The sequence below is a fragment of the Streptomyces sp. LHD-70 genome (assembly GCF_031157275.1).
GTDB lineage: Bacteria > Actinomycetota > Actinomycetes > Streptomycetales > Streptomycetaceae > Streptomyces.
The window spans coordinates 185,836-209,663 of record NZ_JAVIFW010000005.1 but is presented as its reverse complement, the minus strand read 5'-3'; the positions used below and the strand labels follow the sequence as shown (position 1 = coordinate 209,663).

The following is a 23,828-nucleotide window of genomic DNA, read 5'->3' as shown; positions in this document are numbered from 1 at the left end:
TTCGCTGTCGGCGAAGCCTGCGCGAATTCCTCGTGCCGAAGACGCCCGCGTGTTCCGGCTACGCCGCCTCCAGCCCCCCGCCGCCCCCGAGCCGCAGGCTCCACCGGCCCGCCCGGCCCGTGAGGGCAACCGTCGACAGGGGGCGGACATCGATGTTCCAGTACGTCGCCGGGGGCGCCTTGAGGGCGTACACCAGCGCGGCCCGTACGACCGCGGGTTCCGCCACCGCCAGGACGCGGCCGCCGTCGTCGGCGGGGCGGGTGTCGAGCCACTGGCCGACGCGGGCGATGAAGGAGAGCAGGGACTCGCCGCCGTGCGGGGCCGAGCGGGGGTCGGCGAGCCAGGCGTCGACCGCGCCGGGCTCGCGGGCCGTGACCTCCGCCAGGGTGAGCCCGCGCCAGCGCCCCATGTCGCAGTCGCGCAGGGCGACTTGGGCGAGCGGGGCGTAGCCGAGCGCGTCGCCGGTGGCGCGGCTGCGCGGGGTCGGCGAGCAGTAGCGCAGCTCGGCGGCGGCAAGGGGCACCAGTCCGTGCGCGGCCAGCTGCACCTCGTGCCAGCCGGCCTGGTCGAGCGGCCGGTCGTCGTCGAAGTGCTCGGCGAGCAGGGAGGAGCTGCGGGCGGCGGCTACGAAGGTGACCCGTACATGCATGTCGGCGATCGTGCTGGGAGGAGCTGCGCAGGTCAAGTGTTGGTGGCGTGAAGGAAGGTGGGGGTGAGGTGCAGACCGCCCCACCGACGACCGCCACCGGCGACCGCCCTCCCCGCCCGCTCAGTGCCTGCCGTACACCATCCAGGCCTCCGGGTTGTCGACGCGCCGGAAGCCGACCTTCTCGTAGACGCCGTGCGCGTCGGCCGTGGCCAGGAGGATGCGCCGCAGACCGTACGGCTCCAGCTCCGCGCGCACGGCGGCGACGAGGACGGTGCCGAGCCCCTTGCCGCGAGCCTGCGGGGCCACGTACACATCGCAGAGCCAGGCGAAGTCGGAATGATCCGTCACGACTCGGGCGTACCCGACCTGTTCTCCTGAACTCTCCTCATACACCCCGAAGTTGAGCGACCCGGCGATCGCCCGGTCCTGCTTCTCGCGGCTGCGGCCGACGGCCCAGTACGCGTCGGTGGAGAGCCACTCGTAGACGCGGTCGGCGTCGATGCGGGCCGGGTCGGAGGAGATCTCGTATCCGGGCGCGGTCTCGGCGGGGGTGGCCTCGGTGGCCCCGTGTGTCGTCATGGCGGCAGAGTCGCAGGTGGGGAAGGGCCGGGCCACCGAGTTTCCGGCGCTGTCCTGAGCAACCGAGCAACTGAGGCCTGCGGCTCACCCCAGCACCTCGTCGCACGCCCGCCGCAGCCTCCGCACCCCCTCCGCGATCTCCGCGTCCCCCGCGAGCCCCGCGAAGCTCAGCCTCACGTACCCGGCGGGCGGTTCGGCGCAGAAGTACGGGCGGCCAGGGGTGATCGCGACCCCGGCGCGCAGCGCGGCACCGACGAGGGCGGCCTCCTCGGCGCCGTCGGGCAGGCGCAGCCACAGGTGGTAGCCGCCGGACGGGACGTGCGACAGGGCGAGTTCCGGGACGTCACGCAGCAGCGCCGATGCCAGCGCGTCCCTGCGGTCCCTCAACTGCGTGGCCACGGACCGCAGATGACGGTTCCAGGCCGGTGACCCGACGAGCTCGAGCGCGGCCTCCTGCAGCGGTCGCGGTACGAAGAAGTTGTCGACGATCTGGATCGCCCGCAGCCGTTCGAGGACCGGCCCGCGGGCCACGAGCGCGCAGACCCGGAAGCTGGGCGAGGTGGCCTTGGTGAGGGAGCAGACATGCACGACGACACCGTCGGGGTCCTCGGCGATCAGCGGGGCGGGCAGCGGCCCGGCGTCCTCGTGCGCGAGCCTGCGGACGAAATCGTCCTCCACGATGAACGCCCCCGCCGCGCGCGCGATCCGCAGCACCTCACCCCGCCGGTGCGCGGCCAGCACCGCGCCGGTCGGGTTCTGGAACAGCGGCTGGCAGACGAACACCCGCGCCCCGGTCGCCTCGAAGGCCGCGGCGAGCAGCTCGGGGCGCACCCCGTCGGTGTCGACCGGCACCGGCACGGGCCGCAGCCCGGCCGCCCGCGCGATCGCCAGCATGCCGGGATACGTGGGCGATTCGACGAGCACGGGCGCACCGGGCGGGGCCAGGGCGCGCAGCGCGGTGGTGAGCGCGGACTGGCCGCCCGCGGTGATCAGCACCTCGGACGCGGTGATGGCGCCGCCGCAGCCGCGCGCGAACCACTCCCTCAGCTCGGGGATGCCGTCGAGCGGTGGCCGCGCCCACGCGCCGGGGCGGCGGCCCGCGCGGGCGAGCGCGGCGGCCAGGGCGCGCTCGGGCTGGAGGGACGGGTGCAGATAGCCGGTGTTGAACTCGATGACCCCGGCGGGCGGCGCGGCCAGGCTGGCCAGGACGCCGCTCGCGTCGACGGCGCGCGGCACCAGCTCGGCCGTCGCGTCCGCGCTCAGGGCGAGCTGCTGCCAGGACGTGTCCCCCGCGGGCTGCGGAGCGGAGTGCGGCTCGGCGCGGAAGGCCCCGGCGCCGGGCCGGGTGACGACCAGGCCTTCGGCGGAGAGCTGGGCGAGGGCGCGCGAGACGGTGACAGGGCTGACCCGATAGCGGTCGACCAGCGCCCGACTCGACGGCAGCTTCCCACCAGGTGAGTAGCGCTTCACTTCGTCCCGGAGCAGTTTTGCCAGATCACCCACGCTGCTACGCTCTTGCATGACAGCACAGGATAGCGCTACTCCCCCGAGTCGGATAGCAGTCGCCTCGACGACCGGCACCGCAGGCCCCGGCCCCACGGAACCCGCCGACCGAGGCCCCTCGTCCGGCACCCTGCAGGCCGCGCTCGGCGTCACCGCGTTCTCGCTGACCTTCCCCGCCACCGCCTGGGCCCTCGACGGCTTCGGCCCCTGGGCCCTGGTCGCCGTGCGCAGCCTCCTCGCCGGACTGCTGGCGGGCGCCTGCCTCCTCGCGCTGCGGGTACGACTGCCCGAGCGCCGGCACTGGGCCGGGATCGCGGTCGTCGCCGCCGGAGTGGTCGTCGGATTCCCGCTGCTCACGACCCTGGCCCTGGAGACCTCCACGACCGCGCACGCCGCCGTCGTCGTGGGCCTGCTGCCGCTGACGACGGCCCTGTTCTCGGCGCTGCGCACCGGCGCGCGGCCCTCGCGCACGTTCTGGGTCGCGGCCCTCGCCGGGGCCGCCGCCGTCATCGCCTTCACCGTGGAGCAGAGCGGCGGCGCCCTGACCTCCGCCGACCTGTATCTCTTCGGCGCGCTGCTGATCTGCGCGGCCGGTTACACCGAGGGCGGCCGGCTGTCCCGGGTGATGCCGGGCTGGCACGTCCTCGGCTGGGCCCTGGTCCTCTGCCTGCCGGTCGCCGCCGTCGCGACCTGGGTCGCCGTCGGCCTCGAACCCGCGCAGCTGACCGCGCGCAGCGTCGCCGGCATGGCCTGGCTCGTGGTCGGCTCGCAGTGGGTCGGCCTGATCGTCTGGTACCGGGGCATGGCCGCGATCGGCATCCCCAAGGCCAGCCAACTCCAGCTCGCCCAGCCGCTGTTGACGCTCGTCTGGTCGGTGCTGCTGCTCGGCGAGGACATGACGTGGGCGGCGCCGCTCACCGCCGTGGCCGTGCTCGTCTGCATCGCGGTCACCCAGCGCTCCCGGAGCTGACGACGGCACCCGCATACAGAACGCGGACTTACGCAAGGCGGTACCCAAGGCCGTACGCAAGGCCGTAAGCAGGCGCCGCATCCAAGCCCGTACGAGAGCCTGCGCTCCGGACTCCTGGGGCGCCCGAATCGCTCCCCCGCCGTAGACTTACGGCCAGGATCGCTCACCGGACAACAGGGCGGTGGGCACCCCCGCAAGCACCCTCCGAACGGACAGGGAGGTCACCACCGATGCAGGCAAGTGTGGGCGACACGCTCCTGGTGCACGGCAGGATCGTCGGCCAGCACGACCACGTCGCAGAGGTCGTCGAAGTGCTCGGCTCCGCAGGCGAGCCCCCGTACCGCGTCAAGTTCGACGACGGTCACGAGGCAGTCCTGTCACCGGGCCCCGACACCGTCGTACAGCACAAGGAACAGGCATAGGCGTCAGCGCGCAGCGGGACGCGAGGCGTCGTCGCGCGTGAGCGGGGGCGGCACCGGCAAGGCCGGCGCCGCCCGCCGCGCCCCTCAGCTCCGCTCGTAGTGATCGGCCACCACGCGGGCCATCGCACCGAACGGATCGAGGACGACCTCCTTGGCCGAGAAGAACGCGTGACCGCGCACCTCACCGAAACCGCTCGCCAGCGCCAGATGGCGGGACAGCTCCCCCGGGTCCTGCCAAGGGGTGGGCTGCGCCGGATCGCCCGCCTTGTAGAGCGCCTCGCCCGGACAGAGCCGTACGCCCGTGCCGCGCACCACGTCCGCCCACCACGGCAGCAGCCGCGCGTAGTCGGCGGCCGGGAAGCCGATGTTCCAGTACAGCTGCGGTACGACGTAGTCGATCCAGCCTCGCCGCACCCAGGACCGGGTGTCCGCGTACAGGTCGTCGTAGGCCTGCGCCCCCGCCGCCGTGTCCGAGCCGCGCGGGTCGGTGCTGCTGTTGCGCCACACCCCGAACGGGCTGATCCCGAACTCCACCCCGCGCCGCACTCGTGGGATCCGCGCCGCCATCTCGCGCACCAGGAGGTCGGTGTTGTGCCGGCGCCAGTCGGCCCGGTCCGGGAAGCCCGCGCCATAGCGCGCGTACGCCTCGTCGTCGTCGAACACCTCGCCCGGATGCGGATACGGGTAGAAGTAGTCGTCCCAGTGCACCCCGTCCACGGCATAGCGGCGCACGGCGTCCAGCATCGCGTCCTGCACGAACCGCCTGACCTGCGGAAGCCCCGGGTTGTAGTAGAGCTTCCCGCCGTACGGCACGACCCACTCGGGGTGCGTCCGCGCGGGGTGCGTGGGGGCGAGCCGGGAGAGGTCGCCGTGGATCGCGACCCGGTAGGGGTTGAACCAGGCGTGCAGTTCGAGCCCGCGCCGATGGGCCTCCTCGACGGCCGTGCCCAGCGGGTCCCAGCCCGGGTCCTGGCCCTGCACCCCGGTCAGGTACTCGGACCAGGGCTCGTACGGCGAGGGCCACAGGGCGTCGGCCGCCGGGCGGGCCTGGAAGATCACGGTGTTGAGCCGCCGCCGCACCGCCCCGTCCAGATACGCGATCAGCTCGGCCCGCTGCTCGTCCGCCCCGAGCCCCGGCGCCGACGGCCAGTCCCGGTTGTCGACGCTCGCCAGCCACATGCCGCGCATCTCCCGCCGCCCGCCGTCCCCGCCGTGCCGTTCGCCCTGCCGCCCGGGTTCTCCGCGCCCCTGCGCCACCGCCGGTGAGTCCACGGCGAGCCCGCTGACCACCGCCGCCGCTGCCGCTCCGAACGCCCTGCGAGAGATTCGCACCGAATGCCTCCCCTTGCGACCGATGTCCATGTGTGAAGGGACAGGATGCCCGCCCCGGCCCACGGGGCACCAGGAGGCGCGGAGTAACGTCTGGGCCGAGGCCGGCGCTGTACAACGGCGTCGCTGCCGGGCCGAAGATGATGGAAAGGCACAAGGTGACCGACCTTATGGGCGATATCGCACGCGTCGGAGTTGTGGGCTGTGGCCAGATGGGCGCGGGCATTGCAGAGGTCTGCGCCCGCTCCGGCCTGGAGGTCAAGGTCGCGGAGACCACCGGCGAGGCCCTGGAGATCGGCCGCACGCGGCTGCACAACTCCCTCGCGAAGGCGGCGGAGCGCGGGAAGATCACGGAGGCCGAGCGGGACGAGACGCTGGCCCGCCTCACCTTCACCACCGACCTCGGCGAGTTCGCCGACCGTGACCTCGTGATCGAGGCCGTGGTCGAGAACGAGGCGATCAAGACCGAGATCTTCCAGGTGCTCGACCAGGTCGTGACCCGGCAGGACGCGATCCTCGCCTCCAACACCTCCTCGATCCCGCTGGTCAAGCTGGCCGTCGCGACCTCCCGCCCGGACCAGGTCATCGGCATCCACTTCTTCAACCCGGCCCCGGTGCAGCAGCTGGTCGAGCTGATCCCCGCGCTCACCACCTCCGAGGGCACGATCAGCCGGGCCGAGGCCGTCGTCGAGAAGGTCCTCGGCAAGCACGCGATCCGCGCGCAGGACCGCTCGGGCTTCGTCGTCAACGCCCTGCTCATCCCGTATCTGCTCTCCGCGATCCGGATGTTCGAGTCGGGCATCGCCTCGCGCGAGGACATCGACAACGGCATGGAGCTGGGCTGCGCCCACCCGATGGGCCCGCTGAAGCTGGCCGACCTGATCGGCCTGGACACGGTCGCCTCGGTCGCCGACTCGATGTACGCCGAGTACAAAGAGCCGCTGTACGCCGCTCCCCCGCTGCTGCAGCGCATGGTGGACGCGGGCCGCCTGGGCCGGAAGACAGGCTCGGGTTTCTACACGTACTGAGCACGCGAACCGATCCGCCTCGCGCGGCCGGGAACACATGTTCCAGCCACGCTGCGTATCGATCCGGCCAGAAACGGCCGTCACAGAGGGGCCCGGCACCGCTTCGCGCGGACCGGGCCCCTTCGTTTCACACAGGGTGTGCACGCCGGGCCCGCATATGCCGTGCGCACTCGCTTCCTCCGCGACGACCAGCGGTATTGACTGTGCGTGCGCGTCAGGGGGATGTGAATCGACGCCGGATTCCGGCCGGAAAGGAGTGCACTCGTGACCGCCGACCCCGAGCAGACCGTGATCCCGGAGGAACACGCGGAGTTACGACGCTCGATCGACGTGGGTCTCGCCCAAGTGGACGGAAGACTCGCCCTGTTGACCCAGCGCGACGAGCAGAGCAGCAAGGACCTGGACGACCTGAGCGCACGGGTCGCGGCCCTGGAGCGCAATCGCTGGCCGCTGCCTGCGTTGGCGGTACTCGCGGCACTCGGCGCGCTGGTCGTCGCGATCTGGCAGGCGGTGGGGCGCTGAGGCCACGGGGCTCCGCCCCTGACCCCGCTCCTCAAACTCCCCCAGCTACCGCTGGGAGGTGCCCCCGGAGGGGCTCACATGTGAGCCCCTCCGGCGATGGCTCACCCCAACCGAAGCCGCTGCAAGAGCAACAACGCCGCCACCATGTTCGCCCCCGGCACCTCCCCCCGCGCGATCAGATCCGGCACGAGCTTCAGGTGCACCCACTCGCGCCGGGAGGACTCGAAGGCGTCCTGCGGGGGGCCGAGGTGCGTGGCCGCGTCCGACCAGTACACGTGGTGCACCGCGTCGGACAGTCCGTTGGAGGGCTCCACGCTCATCAGGTGCCGCATCGGGGAGACCGGCCGCCAGCCGGTCTCCTCCTCCAGCTCCCGCGCGGCCGCCACGGCTATGTCCTCGCCGTCCTCGACCACCCCCGCGGGCAGTTCCCAGCCCCAGCTGTCCGTGATGAAGCGGTGCCGCCACAGCAGGAGGACCTCGTTCGCCTCGTTGACCACCGTGGCCACGGCGACCGGCCGCATCCGGATCAGGAAGTGGTCGAGATGCCGGCCGTCGGGCAACGCGACATCCGCCAGGTTCACCTGGAACCAGCGGTTCTCGTACACAGTTTGTTCTTTCAGGTTCGTCCACTGCACGGTTTTGCCACCTTCCGCCGAAGTAGTGGCAATATCGCAGCAGCGGACGGGAGTTCGGGAGCCGCGCAGCCCGGCTACAGCGGCACGCGCAGCGCCCCGTCGATCAGTGCCGCCGCCTCGGCCGTGCCCGAACAGCCGTTGCGTACGAGGTGTTCGCGCACGGCGCGCAGCCGGTCTCGCAGCCGCCGCGACTCCATGCCCCGCGCCTGCTCGGCCATCTCGACGGCCGTGACCACCGCCTTGTCCGCCTCGCCCTGCCGCAGCTCGATCTGGGTGAGCACGGCGAGGCGGTGCACCCTGCCCCGGTCGTGCGCCGGGGTGTCCACGGCCGCCGTGGAGTGCTCCCGCGCCGCAGACAGGTCCCCGAGGCTCAACAGCGCCTCCGCCACTTGTACGTTGACGAGGCCCGGCTGCACGTACCCCGTCTCGTCCGGCTCGCTGCGGCGGTGGATGCGCTCGGCCGCGGACTCGGCCCGCCGGATGCAGGAGAGCGCGCTGCTGCCGTCGCCGAGGTGTGCGTACGCCTTGGCCTGCATCGCGTACAGGTCGGCCGCGAGCGCCGGTGTGATGTGCCGGCCCGCCGCGCGCAGGGCGGCCTCCGCGAACGCCACGGACTGCCGGAACTCCCGCATGAACAGCGACTGGTTGACGAGCAGCGCTATCACGTACGCCCCGAGCCCCCGGTCACCGCTGGCCTTGGCGAGCCGCAGGGCCTGGTGGAAGTAGCGCTGCGCGAGCCCGTGCGCGTCCGAGTCGTACGCGCAGATCCCGGCGACGGCCACCAACCCGCCGGTGGCGCGGTGCAGTTGGCGTCCGGTGGCGTCGGTGTAGCAACCGCGGAGCAGCGGGGCCGCCTCGGCGTTGAGGAAGCCGACGATGCGGGCGCGCGTCGCGATGCCGCCGGTCTTGCGGTACATCTGCTCGTAGTGGGCGCGCGCGGAGCGCAGCATCTCGATGTCGGTCATGCTGACGCGGTGCCGCCCGCCCCGGGACACGTCCACGTCCTCCGGCGGGTTCTCCCACTCCCATACGGGCATGACGGCGGGGGTTCCGGTGACGGCGGGGGCGCCGAGTATGTGCGGTCGCTGCTGCTCGTCGGAGCGCCACAGCGCGGTGGCCCGCTCGACGAACCCACCGAGGGTGCCGCCCGCGTGCGGGTCGGCGGGGCGGCCGGGCACACCCAGGCCGATGTCGTCGAGCGTGACGCTGCGGTGCAGGCGGGCGGCGAGCACTTCGCAGATCAGGTCGGGCACCTGGCCGCGCGGCCGCTGGCCCTTCAACCACCGGGCGACGGCGGTGTGTTCGTAGCGCAGGGCCAGGCCTCGGGCCTTGCCCGCGTGGTTGACATGGGCGGCCAGGCCCGCGTGGGAGATTCCGGCCTCGTCGAGGATCGCGTCGAGCAGGGTGTTGGGCTGCATCTCGCCCTCCGGGCTGCGTCTCAGCCCTGACTTCGATGGCTCGTCCTGGGTCCGTCGTTGTCCGCGTCGTTGTCCGCGTCGTTGTCCGTCGTTTCAAGTGCTTTGTGCGCTCAGCGTAGTTGAGCCCGCTTCACACGGGGTGTGAACCAAGTGCCCGTATCGGGACGGCACGCGCTCTGCCCCCGGCGGCCCGCGCTCGGTTGACTGGGCTCCGTCCGGCTCCCCCTGGGCCGGGTCTCTGGCCGAGCCAGAGAGGCCGGGCCGTCGGCTCCCCCCTCGACACAGCGGCGGCCCACCCACGCGTCGCCCGTCGGACCGTCTGCCAGGTACGTCCGCGGTCCGGCGGACGACGCAGGCTCAACTCCCCTTGCGCAGGAGTGGATCCCCGGCATTGCCACCCGAAACGAGTGAGGGGCGCACCCGGTCTCCCAAGTGCGCCCCTCATCAGGGACTTTGCGCTCTTGCGAGCGCTCCGCCGTGGTCGCTACGCGCCGCGTACGACCGCGCCCGTGCGCTCGCCCGCGAGGGCCGCCGCGGCGTCACGGGCCGCGCTGGCCTCGTCGACCGTCAGCGTCCGGTCGGCGGCCCGGAAACGCAGCGCGTACGCGAGGGACTTCTTGCCCTCGCCGAGCTGCTCGCCGGTGAACACGTCGAACAGGCGGAGGGATTCGAGCAGTTCGCCCGCGCCCTCGCGCAGCGCCGCCTCGACCTCGACGGCCGGCACGTCCGCGTCGACGACCAGGGCGACGTCCTGCGTGGCCACCGGGAACGTGGAGATCCGCGGCGCCTGAAGCACCTCGTCGGTGACGAGCGCGTCGAGCTCCAGCTCCATCGCGCAGGTGCGCGCGGGCAGGCCGAGGGCCTTGATGACGCGGGGGTGCAGCTCGCCCGCGTACCCGACGACCTTCTCGGCACCGTCGGCCACGATCACCAGCTCCGCGCAGCGGCCCGGGTGCCACGGCCCGTACTGGCCCTTGCGGACGGTGAGTTCGACCCCCGTCTCGCGGGCCACGACGCGGGCCGCCTCGACGGCGTCCGCCCAGTCGGCCGGGCGGCCCTTGCCCCACCAGCCGGCCTGCTCACGGGCGCCGGTGAGGACGACCGCGACGTTCCGCCACTGGTACGGCAGCGCCTCGTCCAGGCCCGCCAGCTCCTCCTCGGTCGGGCGCCGGTCCACCGGGAGCCGCACCGCGGTGCGCTGCTCCTGCCTCGGGTGGAAGACGGTGCCGGTCTCGAAGAGCGCCAAGTCGTGGCTGCCCCGACTGTCGTTGCGGCGCAGCGCGGCCAGGAGGCCCGGAAGCAGCGTCGTACGGAGCGCGGGCTCCTCGTCGGAGAGCGGGTTGACGAGCTTCACGACGCGGCGGTTGGAGTCGTCCGCGTCGAGCAGCAGGTCGTCGAAGACGGGCTCGCCGATGAACGGGTAGTTCAGCGCCTCGACGTACCCGGCTCCGGCCAGCGCGATGCCGACGCGGCGGTGCGTGCGCTGCCGCTGGGTCAGCCCCATGCCCTCGGGCGCGGAGGGCAGCGTGGAGGGCAGGTTCTCGTACCCCTCCAGGCGGATGACCTCTTCGGCCAGGTCGTTCGGGTCGGTGAGGTCGGGCCGCCAGGACGGCACCGTCACGGTCAGAGAGTCCTGCCCGTACACATCGCAGCCGACCTGCTGGAGCCTGCGTACGACGGTCTCCCGGCCGTACGCCACACCCGCCACCTTGTCCGGGTGGTCGGCCGGGATCGTGATCGTGCGCGGGGCGCTCGGCGCGATGGCCTCGGTGACGCCCGCCTCCGCCGTGCCGCCCGCGAGCAGCACGAGGAGGTCGACGGTGCGCTGGGCCGCCGCGGACGTGGCCTCCGGGTCGACGCCGCGCTCGAAGCGCTTGGACGCCTCGGAGGCCAGCTTGTGGCGGCGGGCCGTGCGCGCGATGGACAGCTGGTCGAAGTGCGCGGCCTCGATCACTACGTCCGTGGTGCCCTTGACCTCACCGGTCTCGGGGTCCGGCTCCGCGTCGGCGATCTCGGTGTGGGCGCCGCCCATGACACCGGCGAGGCCGATCGGGCCGCGCTCGTCGGTGATCACCAGGTCGGCGGCGTCCAGGACGCGCTTGGCGCCGTCGAGGGTCGTGATCTTCTCGCCCTGCTCGGCGCGGCGCACGCCGATGGTGCCCTCCACGAGGGACCGGTCGTAGGCGTGCAGCGGCTGGCCGAGCTCCAGCATCACGTAGTTGGTGATGTCGACGGCGAGCGAGATCGGGCGCATGCCGGCCTTCTGCAGGCGGCGCTTGAGCCAGATCGGCGAGTGCGCCTCCGGGTTGAGGCCGGTGACGGTGCGGGCCGTGAACCGGTCGCAGCCGGCCGGGTCGGAGACCTCCACCTGGTAGCCGTGCGCGTTGGGGCCGGGCACGTCGATCAGCGCCGGGTCGCGCAGCGGCAGCCCGTACGCGGTGGCGGTCTCGCGGGCGACGCCGCGCATCGACAGGCAGTAGCCGCGGTCGGGCGTGACGGCGATGTCCAGGACCTCGTCGACGAGTTCGAGCAGCTCGATCGCGTCGGTGCCGACCTCGTGCTCGGGCGGAAGGACAATGATGCCCCCGCTGCCGTCGTCGCCCATGCCCAGCTCGTCGCCGGAGCAGATCATGCCGTGCGACTTCTTGCCGTACGTCTTGCGCGCGGAGATCGCGAAGCCGCCGGGCAGAACGGCGCCGGGCAGGACCACGACGACCTTGTCGCCGACGGCGAAGTTCCGGGCGCCGCAGACGATCTCCTGCGGCTCACCGGTGCCGTTGGCGGTGCCGACGTCGACGGTGCAGAAGCGGATCGGCTTCTTGAACTCCGTCAGCTCCTCGATGGTGAGCACCTGGCCGACGACGAGCGGACCCTTGAGGTCGGCGCCCAACTGCTCGACGGTCTCGACCTCGAGGCCGACTCCGACGAGCTTCTCCTGTACGTCGCGACCGGTCGCACCGGCCGGCAGGTCGACGTACTCCCGCAGCCAAGAAAGCGGGACCCGCATCAGATCTCCATCCCGAACGGCCGGGTGAACCGGACGTCACCCTCGACCATGTCTCGCATGTCTTCGACGTTGTGGCGGAACATCAGCATCCGCTCGATGCCGAACCCGAAGGCGAATCCGCTGTACTTCTCGGGGTCGACGCCGCACGCGGTCAGCACGCGCGGGTTGACCATGCCGCAGCCGCCCAGCTCGATCCAGCCCTCGCTGCCGCAGGTGCGGCACGGCCGGTCGGGGTTGCCCACGGACTCGCCACGGCAGACGTAGCACACCATGTCCATCTCGGCGGACGGCTCGGTGAACGGGAAGTAGTTGGGGCGGAGCCGGGTCTTCATGCCGGGACCGAAGAGCGCCTTGACCATGTGGTCGAGGGTGCCCTTCAGGTCGGCCATGGTGAGGCCCTCGTCGATCGCGAGCAGCTCGATCTGGTGGAAGACCGGGGTGTGCGTGGCGTCGAGCTCGTCCGTGCGGTACACGCGGCCGGGGCAGACGATGTAGACCGGCGGCTCCCGGTCGAGCAGCGCGCGGGCCTGCACCGGCGAGGTGTGGGTGCGCAGCACGACACCGGACTCGTCGCCGGAGGTGCCTTCCGGGCCCTCGACGAAGAACGTGTCCTGCATCTGCCGCGCCGGGTGGTCCGGCACGAAGTTGAGGGCGTCGAAGTTGAACCACTCGGCCTCGGCCTCGGGGCCCTCGGCGACCTCGTATCCCATGGACACGAAGACGTCCGCGACGCGCTCCATGATCGTGGTGAGCGGGTGCCGGGCGCCCGCGGGGGTGCGGTCGTAAGGCAGCGTGACGTCCACGGCCTCCTCGACCAGGACCCGCGTGTCCCGCTCGGCCTCCAGCTCGGTCTGGCGGGCGGCGAGGCCCCGGCCGACGGCGGCGCGGGCCTGGCCGACGCGCTTGCCGGCCTCGGCCTTCGCCTGCGGCGGCAGCGCGCCGATCTCGCGGTTGGCGAGCGACAGCGGCGAGGTGCCGCCGGCGTGCGCGACCTTGGCCGCCTGCAGAGCGTCGAGCGAGTCCGCGGCGGCGAAGGCGGCGAGCGCCTCGTCCCGCATGCGCTCGATCTCTTCCGGTTTCAGTGCCTCGACCTCGACAGGGTCGTACGACTTGTTCGGTGCCGACATCTCTTCCCGTGCTTCCGATTGGCTGGCGGATGGCCCCGTCCACGACTCGATCGCTGACCGATGAACCGACTCAGACGTGAAGACGCAATGTGCCAAAGGTCGAGTCTAACGGGGGTGAGGCTGGCGAAGGCGCCCGTGGTGGCCCTGGCTCAGCTGGTGAGATACGCCGGCGCCGCCACGGGCAACGTAAATCGGAACTCGGCGCCGCCCGCGGGCCCGCGCCCGACGGTGATCGTGCCCCCGTGGGCCTCGACGATGCCCTTCACGATGTACAGGCCGAGCCCGGTGCCGCCGCGCTTGCTGCCCCGCCAGAAGCGGGTGAAGACGCGGTTCATGGACTCCTCCGGGATGCCTGGGCCCTCGTCGCTGACGGTGACGGTCGTGCCGACCGGGTCGATGGGCTCGACGTCAATGGTGACGGTTCCCTCGCCGTGGCGCACCGCGTTTTCCAGCAGGTTGCTGAGCACCTGGTCGATCTTGTCGGGGTCGGCCCACAGATCGGGCAGCGGGCGCCGCACCCGGACGAGGAAGCGGTCGGCGGCACTGCCCGCGGCGACGTGGGCCTGCACGTGGCGTCCGACGGCCGCGGCTATGTCGACGGGCTGGCGGCGCACTTCGAGGCGCCCCGAGTCGATCCGGGAGATGTCGAGCAGCTCGGCGATGAGCCGGGTGACCCGGTTCGCGTCGGCGTCGACGGTCTCCAGCATCAGCTTCTTCTGGTCGTCGGTGAACCGCTCCCACTTGGCGAGCAGCGTCGCCGTGAAGCCCTTCACGGAGGTCAGCGGCGAGCGCAGCTCGTGCGCGACGGTCGCGATCAGCTCGGCGTGACTGCGCTCGGTACGCCGCCGCGCCTCGGTGTCCCGCAGCGAGACGACGAGGCTGCGAAGGGGTCCGGTGGGCCGGGTCCGTACGTACCGCGCGGTGACGAGGACTTCACGGCCGCCGGGAAGGAGCAGGTTCCGCTCGGGCTGCCCGATGCGGGTGGTGAGTCCGCCGTACGGATCGGTCAGCGTCCACCAGCGGCGGCCTTCGAGGTCCTCGAGGGGCAGGGCGCGCTCGATGGGTGCGCCGATGGCGTCGGCGGCGCTGACCGCGGTGATGCGTACGGCGGCGGCGTTGAAGCAGACGACGCGGCCGGACTCGTCGGCGACGACCAGGCCGTCCGGCAGGTCGTCGGGGTCGAGGCCGAGCCCGTGGGAGCCGTCGTACGGGTCGTCGGGCCGTGAGGCGGGGGGACGCACGGCGGAGCCACGCACTCCCCTGGGCCTGCTGGTGCCGACGCTCATCCCCGTACCCCACCTCTCGATTGGGCTGGGGTCCACCGGTGCGGGCTGGGTCCTGGCCTGACGTGCGGGGCCCCCGAGCCCGTCACCCTACTAGTTCGGGGTAACGGAGCGGACCCCTTCAGCGGGGGTTCCCGGTGCGCTGGGCTCGGGCGGAGGCGTAGAGGCACACGGCGGCGGCCGTCGCGAGGTTGAGGCTCTCGGCGCGGCCGTGGATGGGTACGCGCACCACCTCGTCGGCGAGTGCGCGGGTCTCCTCCGGCAGCCCCCAGGCCTCGTTGCCGAAGACCCAGGCGGTCGGGGTGCCCATGGTGCCGTGGTCGAGCTCGTCGTCGAGGTCCCGGTCCCCGGCCCCGTCGGCGGCGAGCACCCGAACTCCCGCTTCCCGCAGGCCCGTTACGGCCTCTTCGACGGGCACGCCGACGGCGACCGGCAGATGGAAGTGCGAACCGACGGAGGCGCGTACGGCCTTCGGGTTGTAGAGGTCGACGGAGGCGTCGGTGAAGACCACGGCGTCGGCGCCCGCGGCGTCGGCGCACCGCAGCACGGTGCCGGCGTTGCCGGGGTCGCGTACGTGGGCGAGTACGGCGACCAGCTTGGGCCGGGCGGCGAGGATCTCGGCGAAGGGCTTGTCGAGGAAGCGGCAGACGCCGACGAGCCCCTGGGGCGTGACGGTGGTGGAGATGTCCGCGATCACGGCCTCGTCGGCGAGGTGCACCCGGGCGCCGCCGTCGCGCGCGGCCCCGACGATGTCGGCGTACCGCTCGGCGGCCTCGACGGTGGTGAACAGCTCGACGAGCGTCGCCCCGGCGTCGCCGCGATGCCCGGCGGCTTCCCGTACGGCCTGCGGCCCTTCGGCGAGGAACAGCCGCTCCTTGCCGCGAAAGTTCCGCTTGCCGAGCCGCCGCGCGGCACTGACGCGCGGGGAACGGGGGGAGATCAACTCGGGTACGGCACCCATGAATCCAACCTTGAGGGGAGCCCCGTCAGGGGCGCGGGGAACTGCGCGATCAACCCACCACAACCGGCGGGCGGCGACGAACGGACATCGGCAGACGGGCTGCCGGACGCAGTCGGACCCGCAGACCACGAGGGGTCTGCGGGTCCGACAGGGCTCAGCTCAACCCGTAACTCAGGCGGCAGCCTTCGGCGCGTTGACGTCGCTCGGCAGCGCCTTCTGCGCAACCTCGACCAGCGCGGCGAACGCACCGGCGTCGTTGACCGCGAGCTCGGCCAGCATCTTGCGGTCCACCTCGATGTTGGCGGCCTTCAGACCCTGGATGAAGCGGTTGTAGGTGATGCCGTTGGCGCGGGCAGCGGCGTTGATGCGCTGGATCCACAGCTGACGGAAGTCGCCCTTGCGCTTCTTGCGGTCGTTGTAGTTGTAGACGAGGGAGTGGGTGACCTGCTCCTTCGCCTTGCGGTAGAGGCGCGAACGCTGGCCGCGGTAGCCGCTGGCCTGCTCGAGGATCGCCCGACGCTTCTTGTGCGCGTTGACTGCGCGCTTGACGCGTGCCACTTGTTAACTCCTTGTAGCGGGGCCGTGGGTGTGGTCACACGGCCCGGTGTCGAATAGGTCCCGGTCCAGGCGTCCGGCCCCCTGCCTCGGGGGCCGCGACGTCACTTGCCGAGAAGCTTCTTGATCTTCGCGGCGTCGCCCGGGGCCATCTCGGCGTTGCCGGTGAGGCGACGCGTCACGCGGGACGACTTGTGCTCGAGCAGGTGGCGCTTGCCGGCGCGCTCACGGAGCACCTTGCCGGAGCCGGTGACCTTGAAGCGCTTGCTGGCACCGCTGTGCGACTTGTTCTTCGGCATAGCGCCGTTCTCTCCTCGTCAGTGGCGCTCCCACCAAACCGGTCGGGCTGGCGGGAGCGTCAGTTGTATCGGTTGCGTCCAGGACGTCCGGGGCTCGCACCCCAGGTCTCGGATCAGGCCTCGGCGGATTCCTGGGCGGACTCCTCCGCGGCGGACTCCTCCGCGGTGGGCTCTTCGTCCGTCGCGCGGTCCCGGCGGGTCGTGGTGCCGGGGGCGTCCGCCTTGCGGGCCGCCTGGGCTTCACGGGCCTCGGCCATCGCCTCGGTCTTCTTCTTGTGCGGACCGAGAACCATGATCATGTTTCGGCCGTCCTGCTTCGGGTTGGACTCGATGAACCCGAGGTCCTCGACGTCCGAAGCGAGGCGCTGCAGCAGTCGGAAGCCGAGCTCCGGCCGGGACTGCTCGCGACCACGGAACATGATCGTGATCTTGACCTTGTCGCCCTGCTTGAGGAACCGGACGACGTGACCCTTCTTGGTGTCATAGTCGTGCGGGTCGATCTTCGGCCGGAGCTTCATCTCCTTGATGACCGTGTGCGCCTGGTTCTTGCGCGCCTCACGGGCCTTCATGGCCGACTCGTACTTGAACTTCCCGTAGTCCATGAGCTTGCAGACGGGCGGACGGGCGTTCGCCGCCACCTCGACGAGGTCGAGGTCGTACTCCTGAGCAAGCTCAAGGGCCTTGGCAAGCGGAACAATCCCGACCTGCTCGCCGCTAGGACCGACAAGTCGCACTTCGGGAACGCGAATCCGGTCGTTGATGCGGGGCTCGGCGCTGATGGATCCTCCTCGGTAGCACCACGCGACGGCCTGGCGGACTGCCGCGTAACGTCTCTTTTCGTAAGACCTAACCGCGCCGGCGCAAGAAAAATGCCCCGGAGACGATCACATGCGGGGCTCCATCACTTACCGGAGCACCGCCGCGTCGTACGCGGGGCGCGAGGACCGCCACTCGGGGTGGCCGTCGGACCGGTGACCCGCCGCCCTGGGGGCGATCAGGTGGGAGAGCGGAGCCTCCACTTGTGGGCCGGTGCGACTGGTTCCTTCAGCGAGGAAACCAGACATGTCCGGCCGGTCGGTTCACCAGCATACCAGCGTTCGGGGGCGCGGACGCCACGCCGATGCCAGGCCCTGTCTTCGATCTCCCGTCGTCGCCCGCAGGGCTGGGGGCACCTCCCAGCGGTAGCTGGGGGAGGGAGATCGAAGACAGGGCCTGGGGCCTAGGCTGGTGCGGCCCGGCAGCCGCCGGACCCCTCTGTAGCAGCAGCCAGGAAGTAGAAGCAAGCCATGAGCGACGCGACCCCCGCCCCCGGCGAAGAGACCTCCGCCGACTTCGACGCCATGACCCGTGACATCGCGGAGGTCCCCGCGGTCGAGGTGATCGTGACGGTCGCCGTGAACCTGATGAGCGCCGCCGCCGTGAAGCTCGGTCTGACCGAGGAGGGCGCCGCGCACAAGGACCTGGACGAGGCCCGCAAGCTGGTGCACGCCCTGGCCGGACTGCTCGACGCGAGCACCACCGAGATCAGCTCGTTCCACGCCGCTCCTCTGAAGGACGGCCTGAAGTCGCTGCAGCTGGCGTTCCGCGAGGCGTCGCTCGTGGCGGACGAGCCGGGTCAGGGCCCGGGCGAGAAGTACACGGGCCCGGTCTTCGGCTGACGGCCCACGCGCGCGATCAGGCGCGTACGTAGGCAGGCACGTACATAGTCAGGCGCGTAGGTCATCAGGCGCGTACGTAGAGGGGCTCGCCCGGTGGCGTCGCCTCGGCGGGCAGGAGTGCCAGGTCGAGGCCGCGTACCAGGCGGGCCCTCAGCGTTTCGTCGGCGGCGAGGGCCTCGGCGATGCGGCGGGCGGCCTCGGCGGGGGCCTGGTCGGGCCCGAGGACGAGGGCGAGGGTGCCGTCGGCGCTGCCCGGGCCGAGGTGGGCGCGGAGCACAGCGGGCTCGGCGGCGACGATCGCGCGTACCGCCTCGGTGACGGCGGGGTCGGCGAGCGGGTCGGTGGAGGTGCGGCCCTCGGCCACGGCGAGCAGGGCGGGGCGCGGGAGTTCGAAGGGCACCGGTCCTGCGACGTCGAGGACGATCGTGTCGGCCTTCTCGTGCACGGCGGCCTGCACGGCCTGGTGCAGGGGTACGGCGACGGGGCGGGCCTCGGGGTCCCACAGGGCGAGGGCCTCGGTGGAGGTGAAGGCGGGCAGGGCGCTGCGGTCGCCGGCCTTCAGGATCGGCACGGCCATGTCGCTGGTCTTCTCGCGGCGAAGCCCGTTCTCGTCCGTCTCCACTTCCCCCAGCACGGCGACCACGGGTACCAGGAGCCGGGTGCCCGGCAGGGCCTCCAGGACGTCCCGGCCGCTCGAAGGGGAGCGCTGCTCGGCCCAGGCCGCGAGGGCCGCGCTCAGCTTCGGGTCGGCGGAGCCGTCGTCGTCGGAGAATCCGGAGTCCGGGATGTTCTTGTTCGCCACGGTCCTCGACCCTACCGGGGGTGGTTCAGTACGTATCGCGGCGCCCGCGCCACAGGACCACGGCCGCGACCAGGCAGACCGCGCCGAGGCTGCCGGCGAGGGGGCCGAGCCAGGCCGCGGCGGTGTCGTCGGGGTCGGGGTCCGGGCCGCCGCCGAAGTACTCGTCCTGGTAGGCCGCCGGGCTCAGCTTCTCCGGCTTGAGCTTGCCGCCCTCCTCGATGGCGGCGGCGGGGTCGACCAGGCCGTAGCCGCGGGAGTCGTCGCGGCCGCCGTCGGGGGCGTCGCGGGCGGTGTCCTCCAACAGCCGCTTGATCTGGGCGGGTTGGAGGTTCGGGTGGGCGGCGCGGACCAGGGCGGCGGCGCCGGAGACGAAGGCGGAGGCGGCGCTGGTGCCCCAGCCTCGGTAGTACTCGCGGTCCGGGTCGGCTATGACGATGTCCTTGCCGGGGGCGCTGACCGTGGCGTACCAGCGGCGGGTGGAGAAGGGGGCGCGGTCGCCGTACCGGTCGACGGCGGCGACGGCGATGACGCCCGGGTAGGCGGCCGGGTAGGAGATGTGGTCGCCCTTCTCACCGCCGTTGCCGGCCGAGGCGACCACGACGACGCCCTTCTTCAGGGCGTACTGGACGGCGGCGTCCTCGGTGGGGTCGGCGTGGGCGGACTCGCTGTCGTCGCCGAGGGAGAGGTTGATGACGTCGGCGCCGTTGTCGGCGGCCCAGCGGATGCCCTGGGCGAGGGCGCCGGCGCGGGTGGAGCGGGCCTTCTTGCGGGACTTGTCGCCGTCTTCGAGGATCACGCGCACGGGCAGGATCTTGGCCTCGGGGGCGATGCCGAGCACTCCCTCGTCGTTTCCGGCTCCATGGCCGTGACCTGCGATGATTCCGGCCATGGCGGTGCCGTGCCGGGCCCAGGGGCGGTCGCCGCGGGTGGCGCCGAAGCCGATCATGTCCTTGCCGGGCAGGACGTTGTCCTCCAGGTCGGGGTGCTGGTCGTCGACGCCGGTGTCGAGGACGGCGACGGTCATGCCCGCGCCGCGGGTGCTCTCCCAGGCCTCGGCGGTGTGCAGCGCGGCCAGGCCCCACTCCTGTGTGCGGATCTCGTCGGCGCGGGCGGTGGCGGCGGGCAGCAGGGCGAGCGCGGCGGCGGCGAGGAGCGTGCCGCCCTTCCTCAGCGGGCCGGTCCAACGGGAAGCCGTTCTCGTACGGGCGCTCATGACGGCTCCTCCTCCGACGCCGCCTTGGCCGTCTTGCGCAGGGCGCGCTCCACCTGGTCCGTGAGCCCCTTCGCCTCGTGGCCGAGGCCGGACTGGGCGGGGGCGCTGGTGGCGCCGGACTCCATGGCCTCGGCGGCGGGCTCGGGCTCGGAGACCTCGCGGCCGTCGGCGAAGCCGGAGACGGCGTAGACAACGACGGGGGCGTCGGTGAGGACCGAGACCGTCCAGCTGGCCCGCTGCTCGTCCCCGAACGAGGCGGCGACGGTGCCCTTCTTCGCGTACGGCCGTGGCATCAGGTCGTCGCGCTGGTCCAGGCCCTCCTCGGTGAAGCGGGTGCGCAGGGAGCCCATCGAGGGGGCGTCGGCCCTGGTGAAGATCATGCCGACGGTGGTGACATAGCTCCGGGTCGCGTCGGTGTACGTGGCGCGCAACAGCCGTTCGCAGCCCGCGGGTTGGAGTGCCTTGCGCAGGAGCGGGTCGAGGGCGGTCTTGCAGCCGCTGTCGGGGGCGACGGCGATCCGGGTCCAGACGCGGTCGGCGCCGCCGGGGCCCGCGCCGTCGCCCTTGACGCGGGGCGGGAAGAGGGTGTCGACCTTCTCGTTGTGCCAGGCGGCGCCCGCGGCGCTGTAGACGCGCTCAGAGCTGGGGGCGCCGTCGGCCTCGCCGGTGAGCCAACTCCCGGTCACCGCACCGCCGATGAGGCCGAAGCCGAGCACGAGGCAGGCGGCGACGGCGGCGAGCCGGGGCTTGGTGCGGGCGGGGACGGGACGCAGCCGCGCGGTGCGGTCGTCGAAGACGGCGGGCCGGCCGAAGTGGATGGGGCGGCCGGCGCCGGGCTGCGGGCTGAGGTCGACGGAGCCGACGGGGCGGCGGCGCGGGGCGGGGCGGGGCGGCTCCGCGGGACGCGGCGGCGGCTGCGGGTGCCGGGGCGTCTCGGGCGGCAGGGGCGCGGAGCCGCCGCGGCGCGCGGGCTGCTCGCCGGGGGCCGGGGGCACGGGCCGCAGCCGCGCGGTGGTCTCGCTGGGGCGCGGGGCGGGGGCCGCAGGGGGTGCGGGCTGCGCGGGGATGCGGCCGGTGCCGCTGGGGCTCGGCATGCCTGCGTCACCGGTGGGAAGCGGAGGGACAGCCGGGGTGGCGGGACCGCTCGCGGGCGCAGACGGCTGTACGGGGGCGCCGGCCGGCGGGTTCGGGCGCTGCGGAGGCGTGGGTTCGGCCGGCTCGGGGCGCTGACCGGCGTCGGCGCGATGGACCGGTGCGCCGGTCTCCGTGCGGTGGATCGGGAGGGCGGTCTCGGTGCGGGGCGGCTCGTCGGGCAGCCGGGTCGACGGGTTGGGCGGGGGCGGCGAGGAGGGGCGCGGGGGGACTCCGGCACTGCGCGCGTCTGTGCTCATGCACCCCCCGTCCTCGAGCGCGGGCTCTGTTCGACCTCCGTCGGGTACAGCCGTCGGAGACAGGCCCGTTCTTCCCTGCCTGCGCGTCACTCTACGGGCTGATGCAGGTCGGGCGGGAACCCGTCCGAGGGCCGCGGGTGATCTGTCCGGATCATCCCCCTACCCCTGGGTAGAGGGGTCTGGCAGGCTGCGTTCATGACGGCTCTCGCTGCAGATCGCGCCCGTTACGACCGGGCCACCGCCCACCTCGACGCCCCCGTCGCCCTCGTGGATCTGGAGGCGTTCGACGCCAATGCCGCGGACCTCGTGCGCCGGGCCGGCGGCAAGCCGATCCGGGTGGCGAGCAAGTCGGTGCGCTGCCGTGCGCTGCTCGAACGGGCCCTGGCGAAGGACGGGTTCGCGGGGATCATGTCGTTCACGCTCGCCGAGTCGCTGTGGCTGGCCCGCTCGGGCTTCGAGGACGTACTGCTCGCGTATCCGTCGGCGGACCGTGCGGGCTTCGCGGAGCTGACCGCCGACCCGAAGCTGGCCGCGGCGGTCACGGTGATGGTGGACGACCCGGCGCAGTTGCGGCTGATCGACGCGGCGCGGGACGGCGACCGCGGGCGTGAAGAGGTGCGCGTCTGCCTGGAGTTGGACACGGCCCTGCAGTTGCTCGGCGGCCGGGTGCGGATCGGTGCGCGCCGCTCGCCGCTGCGCTCCCCCGCGCAGGTCGCCGAGTTGGCGCGGGCGGTGGCGCGCAGGCCGGGGTTCCGGCTCGTGGGCGTGATGGCGTACGAGGGGCATGTGGCCGGGGTGGGCGATCTGCTCGCCGGGCGGCCGGTGCGCTCGCGGGCGATCCGGGCCATGCAGGCGGCGGCGCGGCGGGAGCTGGCGGCGCGGCGGGCGGAGGTGGTGCGCGCGGTGCGGGCCGTCGAGCCGGGCCTGGAGTTCGTGAACGGCGGTGGCACGGGCAGTGTGCAGCACACGGCGGCGGAGGCGGCGGTCACGGAGATCGCGGCGGGCTCGGGGCTCTACGTCCCGCGGCTCTTCGACAACTACACGTCGTTCAGCGGCCGTCCGGCGGCCCTGTTCGCGCAGCCGGTGGTGCGCAGGCCCGGTGTGGGTGTGGTGACGGTTCTGGGCGGCGGCTATCCGGCGTCCGGTGCGGCGGGCCGCGACCGGCTGCCGGTGCCGTATCTGCCGCAGGGCTTGCGGTACGACCCCCAGGAGGGCGCGGGCGAGGTGCAGACGCCGCTGCTCGGCTCGCCCGCGGACGATCTGCTGATCGGCGACAAGGTGTGGTTCCGGCACGCCAAGGCGGGCGAGCTGTGCGAGCGCTTCGAGCAGCTGCACCTGGTGGAGGGCGACCGGGTCACGGAGTCGGTGCCGACGTACCGGGGCGAGGGCCGGGCGTTCCTCTGAGGGGCCGGGCGTTCCTCTGAGGGGCCGGGCGTTCCTCTGAGGGGCCGGGCGTTCCTCTGAGGGGGCCGGACCTTCCCCTTACGGGCCCTGGGCCGGGTCAGCGGGTGGAGCGGATCCCGTGGGTGATCCTGTCGATGGCGGAGAGCGGCGGTCCGTCGGGGCCCGCGTCGAAGGCGAAGCGGACGACGACCATGCTGCCCGCGGCGCCCGAGGGTGCCGGGAAGGCCAGGGACTGCACGTATCCGCCGGGGCCCGACGCGGTGGTGACCCGCCAGCGCACGAAGTGCCCCGCGGCGCCCGCGACTTCGACGCGTCCCGAGTCGACCTCGCGGTGGTCCTTCATGCCGTTGTAGGGCCTGCGGCCGATGCTGTCGCGGTCGTACGCGCGCTCCGCGGCCTCGACGATGTCCTGCTCGGCGACGCTGCGGGCGGTGGCGTTGCCGTCGGCGGTCACGGAGTACGTGCCGACCCGGCCGGTCCGGCAGAGGGCGGTGGTGCCGGGGCACTCGTACTCGTCCTCCGTGACCGCGGTGGGCACCCGGTCGGCGGGGCGCTCGGCGCGCTCCCAGCCGTCGAGGAGGGGCAGCGAGATGCCGTTCAGCTGGTCGACCAGGGCGTTCGTGTCGGTGGTGGGGCTCGCGGTCGGCGAGGTCGCCGGGGTCGACTCCGGGTCGGTGGGGCTTTCCGGGGCGGAAGTGGTCGGCCCGGGGCCGGGGCCCGGCTCGCCCCCGCCGCCGAGGGCGAAGACTCCGGTGACGATCGCCGTGACGAGCACGAGTCCGGCGGCGCCGAGCGCGACGACCTTGGCCCGGCCGGACGCCTCACCGGTCGGCGCCGGGGGCTGCGGTGCTGCCGCGTCGGCCGGGCCCGGCGCGCCCGGTGTACCCGCGGCGCGGGTGTGCTCGGTCCACGCGGCGCCGTCCCACCAGCGCTCCAGGGACGGTGCCGCGGGGTCCGGGTACCAGCCGGGCGGGGTCGTCATGCTCATCCGCACACCTTAAGTGGGGTGCCGCCCGGCGGGGAGGGAGCCCTCGGACGCCGTACGAGCAGGGCTCTGGGCCCGTACGGCGCCG

The 23,828-nt window shown here is 72.9% G+C and carries 23 protein-coding genes; 6 read left to right on the top strand and 17 right to left on the bottom strand.

The window, feature by feature from the left end:
• Positions 1-58 precede the first annotated feature (58 nt).
• The 3 genes from RCO28_RS11625 to RCO28_RS11615 form a co-directional block, all read right to left on the bottom strand.
• Positions 59-649, bottom strand: a complete 591-nt coding sequence (locus RCO28_RS11625) for a histidine phosphatase family protein (RefSeq protein ID WP_308940967.1) — start codon at positions 647-649, stop codon at positions 59-61.
• A gap of 120 nt (positions 650-769) precedes the next feature.
• A complete protein-coding gene (locus RCO28_RS11620) occupies positions 770-1,228 on the bottom strand; it encodes a GNAT family N-acetyltransferase (RefSeq protein ID WP_308940966.1) in 459 nt (152 codons plus the stop codon).
• Positions 1,229-1,312: 84 nt separating this feature from the next.
• The gene (locus tag RCO28_RS11615) at positions 1,313-2,809 is read right to left on the bottom strand and encodes a PLP-dependent aminotransferase family protein (protein ID WP_374991149.1); all 1,497 of its coding nucleotides are present in this window, start codon (positions 2,807-2,809) and stop codon (positions 1,313-1,315) included.
• Here RCO28_RS11615 and RCO28_RS11610 point away from each other — a divergent pair.
• Both RCO28_RS11610 and RCO28_RS11605 read left to right on the top strand, forming a co-directional pair.
• Positions 2,748-3,701: a DMT family transporter gene (locus RCO28_RS11610; protein WP_308940964.1), complete on the top strand. Its 954-nt coding sequence runs from the start codon at positions 2,748-2,750 to the stop codon at positions 3,699-3,701. The two genes, RCO28_RS11615 and RCO28_RS11610, sit on opposite strands and share 62 nt — an antisense overlap.
• A 230-nt stretch (positions 3,702-3,931) precedes the next feature.
• Complete coding sequence (locus RCO28_RS11605; RefSeq protein ID WP_308940963.1) at positions 3,932-4,123, top strand: DUF1918 domain-containing protein; 192 nt, start codon at positions 3,932-3,934, stop codon at positions 4,121-4,123.
• 84 nt (positions 4,124-4,207) lie between these two features.
• On the opposite strand, the gene RCO28_RS11600 is transcribed toward RCO28_RS11605, so the two are convergent.
• The gene (locus tag RCO28_RS11600; protein ID WP_308940962.1) at positions 4,208-5,485 is read right to left on the bottom strand and encodes a family 10 glycosylhydrolase; all 1,278 of its coding nucleotides are present in this window, start codon (positions 5,483-5,485) and stop codon (positions 4,208-4,210) included.
• 137 nt (positions 5,486-5,622) lie between these two features.
• On the opposite strand from RCO28_RS11600, the gene RCO28_RS11595 reads away from it, so the two are divergent.
• Together RCO28_RS11595 and RCO28_RS11590 are read left to right on the top strand one after the other, a co-directional pair.
• Entirely contained in the window at positions 5,623-6,480 is an 858-nt protein-coding gene (locus tag RCO28_RS11595) for a 3-hydroxybutyryl-CoA dehydrogenase (protein ID WP_282536173.1), read from the top strand.
• A gap of 264 nt (positions 6,481-6,744) precedes the next feature.
• Complete coding sequence (locus RCO28_RS11590) at positions 6,745-7,002, top strand: hypothetical protein (RefSeq protein WP_308940961.1); 258 nt, start codon at positions 6,745-6,747, stop codon at positions 7,000-7,002.
• Positions 7,003-7,103: 101 nt separating this feature from the next.
• On the opposite strand, the gene RCO28_RS11585 is transcribed toward RCO28_RS11590, so the two are convergent.
• The 9 genes from RCO28_RS11585 to infC all read right to left on the bottom strand — a co-directional run bounded on the left by RCO28_RS11585 (position 7,104) and on the right by infC (position 17,066).
• Positions 7,104-7,637, bottom strand: coding sequence for an NUDIX hydrolase (locus tag RCO28_RS11585; RefSeq protein WP_308940960.1), 534 nt, complete (start codon positions 7,635-7,637; stop codon positions 7,104-7,106).
• Between the two features lie 74 nt (positions 7,638-7,711).
• Positions 7,712-9,055, bottom strand: coding sequence for a transcriptional regulator (locus RCO28_RS11580; RefSeq protein WP_308940959.1), 1,344 nt, complete (start codon positions 9,053-9,055; stop codon positions 7,712-7,714).
• Positions 9,056-9,539: 484 nt separating this feature from the next.
• Positions 9,540-12,062, bottom strand: a complete 2,523-nt coding sequence (gene pheT, locus RCO28_RS11575) for a phenylalanine--tRNA ligase subunit beta (protein WP_308940958.1) — start codon at positions 12,060-12,062, stop codon at positions 9,540-9,542.
• Positions 12,062-13,189, bottom strand: a complete 1,128-nt coding sequence (pheS, locus tag RCO28_RS11570; protein ID WP_308940957.1) for a phenylalanine--tRNA ligase subunit alpha — start codon at positions 13,187-13,189, stop codon at positions 12,062-12,064. Before pheS ends, pheT begins: the two co-directional genes overlap by 1 nt.
• A gap of 149 nt (positions 13,190-13,338) precedes the next feature.
• Positions 13,339-14,475 (bottom strand): ATP-binding protein, encoded by a 1,137-nt coding sequence (locus tag RCO28_RS11565; protein ID WP_308940956.1) that lies wholly within the window; start codon positions 14,473-14,475, stop codon positions 13,339-13,341.
• A 118-nt stretch (positions 14,476-14,593) separates the two neighbouring features.
• Positions 14,594-15,433 (bottom strand): RNA methyltransferase, encoded by an 840-nt coding sequence (locus RCO28_RS11560; protein ID WP_308940955.1) that lies wholly within the window; start codon positions 15,431-15,433, stop codon positions 14,594-14,596.
• 171 nt (positions 15,434-15,604) lie between these two features.
• Positions 15,605-15,991: a 50S ribosomal protein L20 gene (gene rplT, locus RCO28_RS11555; RefSeq protein WP_308940954.1), complete on the bottom strand. Its 387-nt coding sequence runs from the start codon at positions 15,989-15,991 to the stop codon at positions 15,605-15,607.
• Between the two features lie 101 nt (positions 15,992-16,092).
• Positions 16,093-16,287 (bottom strand): 50S ribosomal protein L35, encoded by a 195-nt coding sequence (gene rpmI / locus RCO28_RS11550; RefSeq protein WP_004933563.1) that lies wholly within the window; start codon positions 16,285-16,287, stop codon positions 16,093-16,095.
• Positions 16,288-16,400: 113 nt separating this feature from the next.
• Positions 16,401-17,066, bottom strand: a complete 666-nt coding sequence (gene infC, locus RCO28_RS11545; RefSeq protein ID WP_308941240.1) for a translation initiation factor IF-3 — start codon at positions 17,064-17,066, stop codon at positions 16,401-16,403.
• Positions 17,067-17,573: 507 nt separating this feature from the next.
• Here infC and RCO28_RS11540 point away from each other — a divergent pair.
• Positions 17,574-17,945, top strand: coding sequence for a DUF1844 domain-containing protein (locus RCO28_RS11540; RefSeq protein WP_308940953.1), 372 nt, complete (start codon positions 17,574-17,576; stop codon positions 17,943-17,945).
• Between the two features lie 64 nt (positions 17,946-18,009).
• On the opposite strand, the gene RCO28_RS11535 is transcribed toward RCO28_RS11540, so the two are convergent.
• The 3 genes from RCO28_RS11535 to RCO28_RS11525 are packed head-to-tail and all read right to left on the bottom strand — an operon-like array spanning position 18,010 to position 21,351.
• Positions 18,010-18,747 (bottom strand): SseB family protein, encoded by a 738-nt coding sequence (locus tag RCO28_RS11535; protein WP_308940952.1) that lies wholly within the window; start codon positions 18,745-18,747, stop codon positions 18,010-18,012.
• Positions 18,748-18,772: 25 nt separating this feature from the next.
• The gene (mycP, locus tag RCO28_RS11530) at positions 18,773-19,960 is read right to left on the bottom strand and encodes a type VII secretion-associated serine protease mycosin (RefSeq protein WP_308940951.1); all 1,188 of its coding nucleotides are present in this window, start codon (positions 19,958-19,960) and stop codon (positions 18,773-18,775) included.
• Positions 19,957-21,351 carry a hypothetical protein gene (locus tag RCO28_RS11525; protein ID WP_308940950.1) on the bottom strand — a complete coding sequence of 465 codons (1,395 nt, stop codon included), beginning with the start codon at positions 21,349-21,351 and terminating at the stop codon, positions 19,957-19,959. The genes mycP and RCO28_RS11525 overlap by 4 nt, the downstream gene beginning before the upstream one ends.
• Positions 21,352-21,546: 195 nt before the next feature.
• On the opposite strand from RCO28_RS11525, the gene RCO28_RS11520 reads away from it, so the two are divergent.
• Positions 21,547-22,755, top strand: a complete 1,209-nt coding sequence (locus RCO28_RS11520) for an amino acid deaminase/aldolase (RefSeq protein WP_308940949.1) — start codon at positions 21,547-21,549, stop codon at positions 22,753-22,755.
• A gap of 97 nt (positions 22,756-22,852) precedes the next feature.
• Here RCO28_RS11520 and RCO28_RS11515 read toward each other — a convergent pair whose 3' ends face one another.
• Positions 22,853-23,743, bottom strand: a complete 891-nt coding sequence (locus RCO28_RS11515; protein ID WP_308940948.1) for a DUF2510 domain-containing protein — start codon at positions 23,741-23,743, stop codon at positions 22,853-22,855.
• Positions 23,744-23,828: the final 85 nt, after the last annotated feature.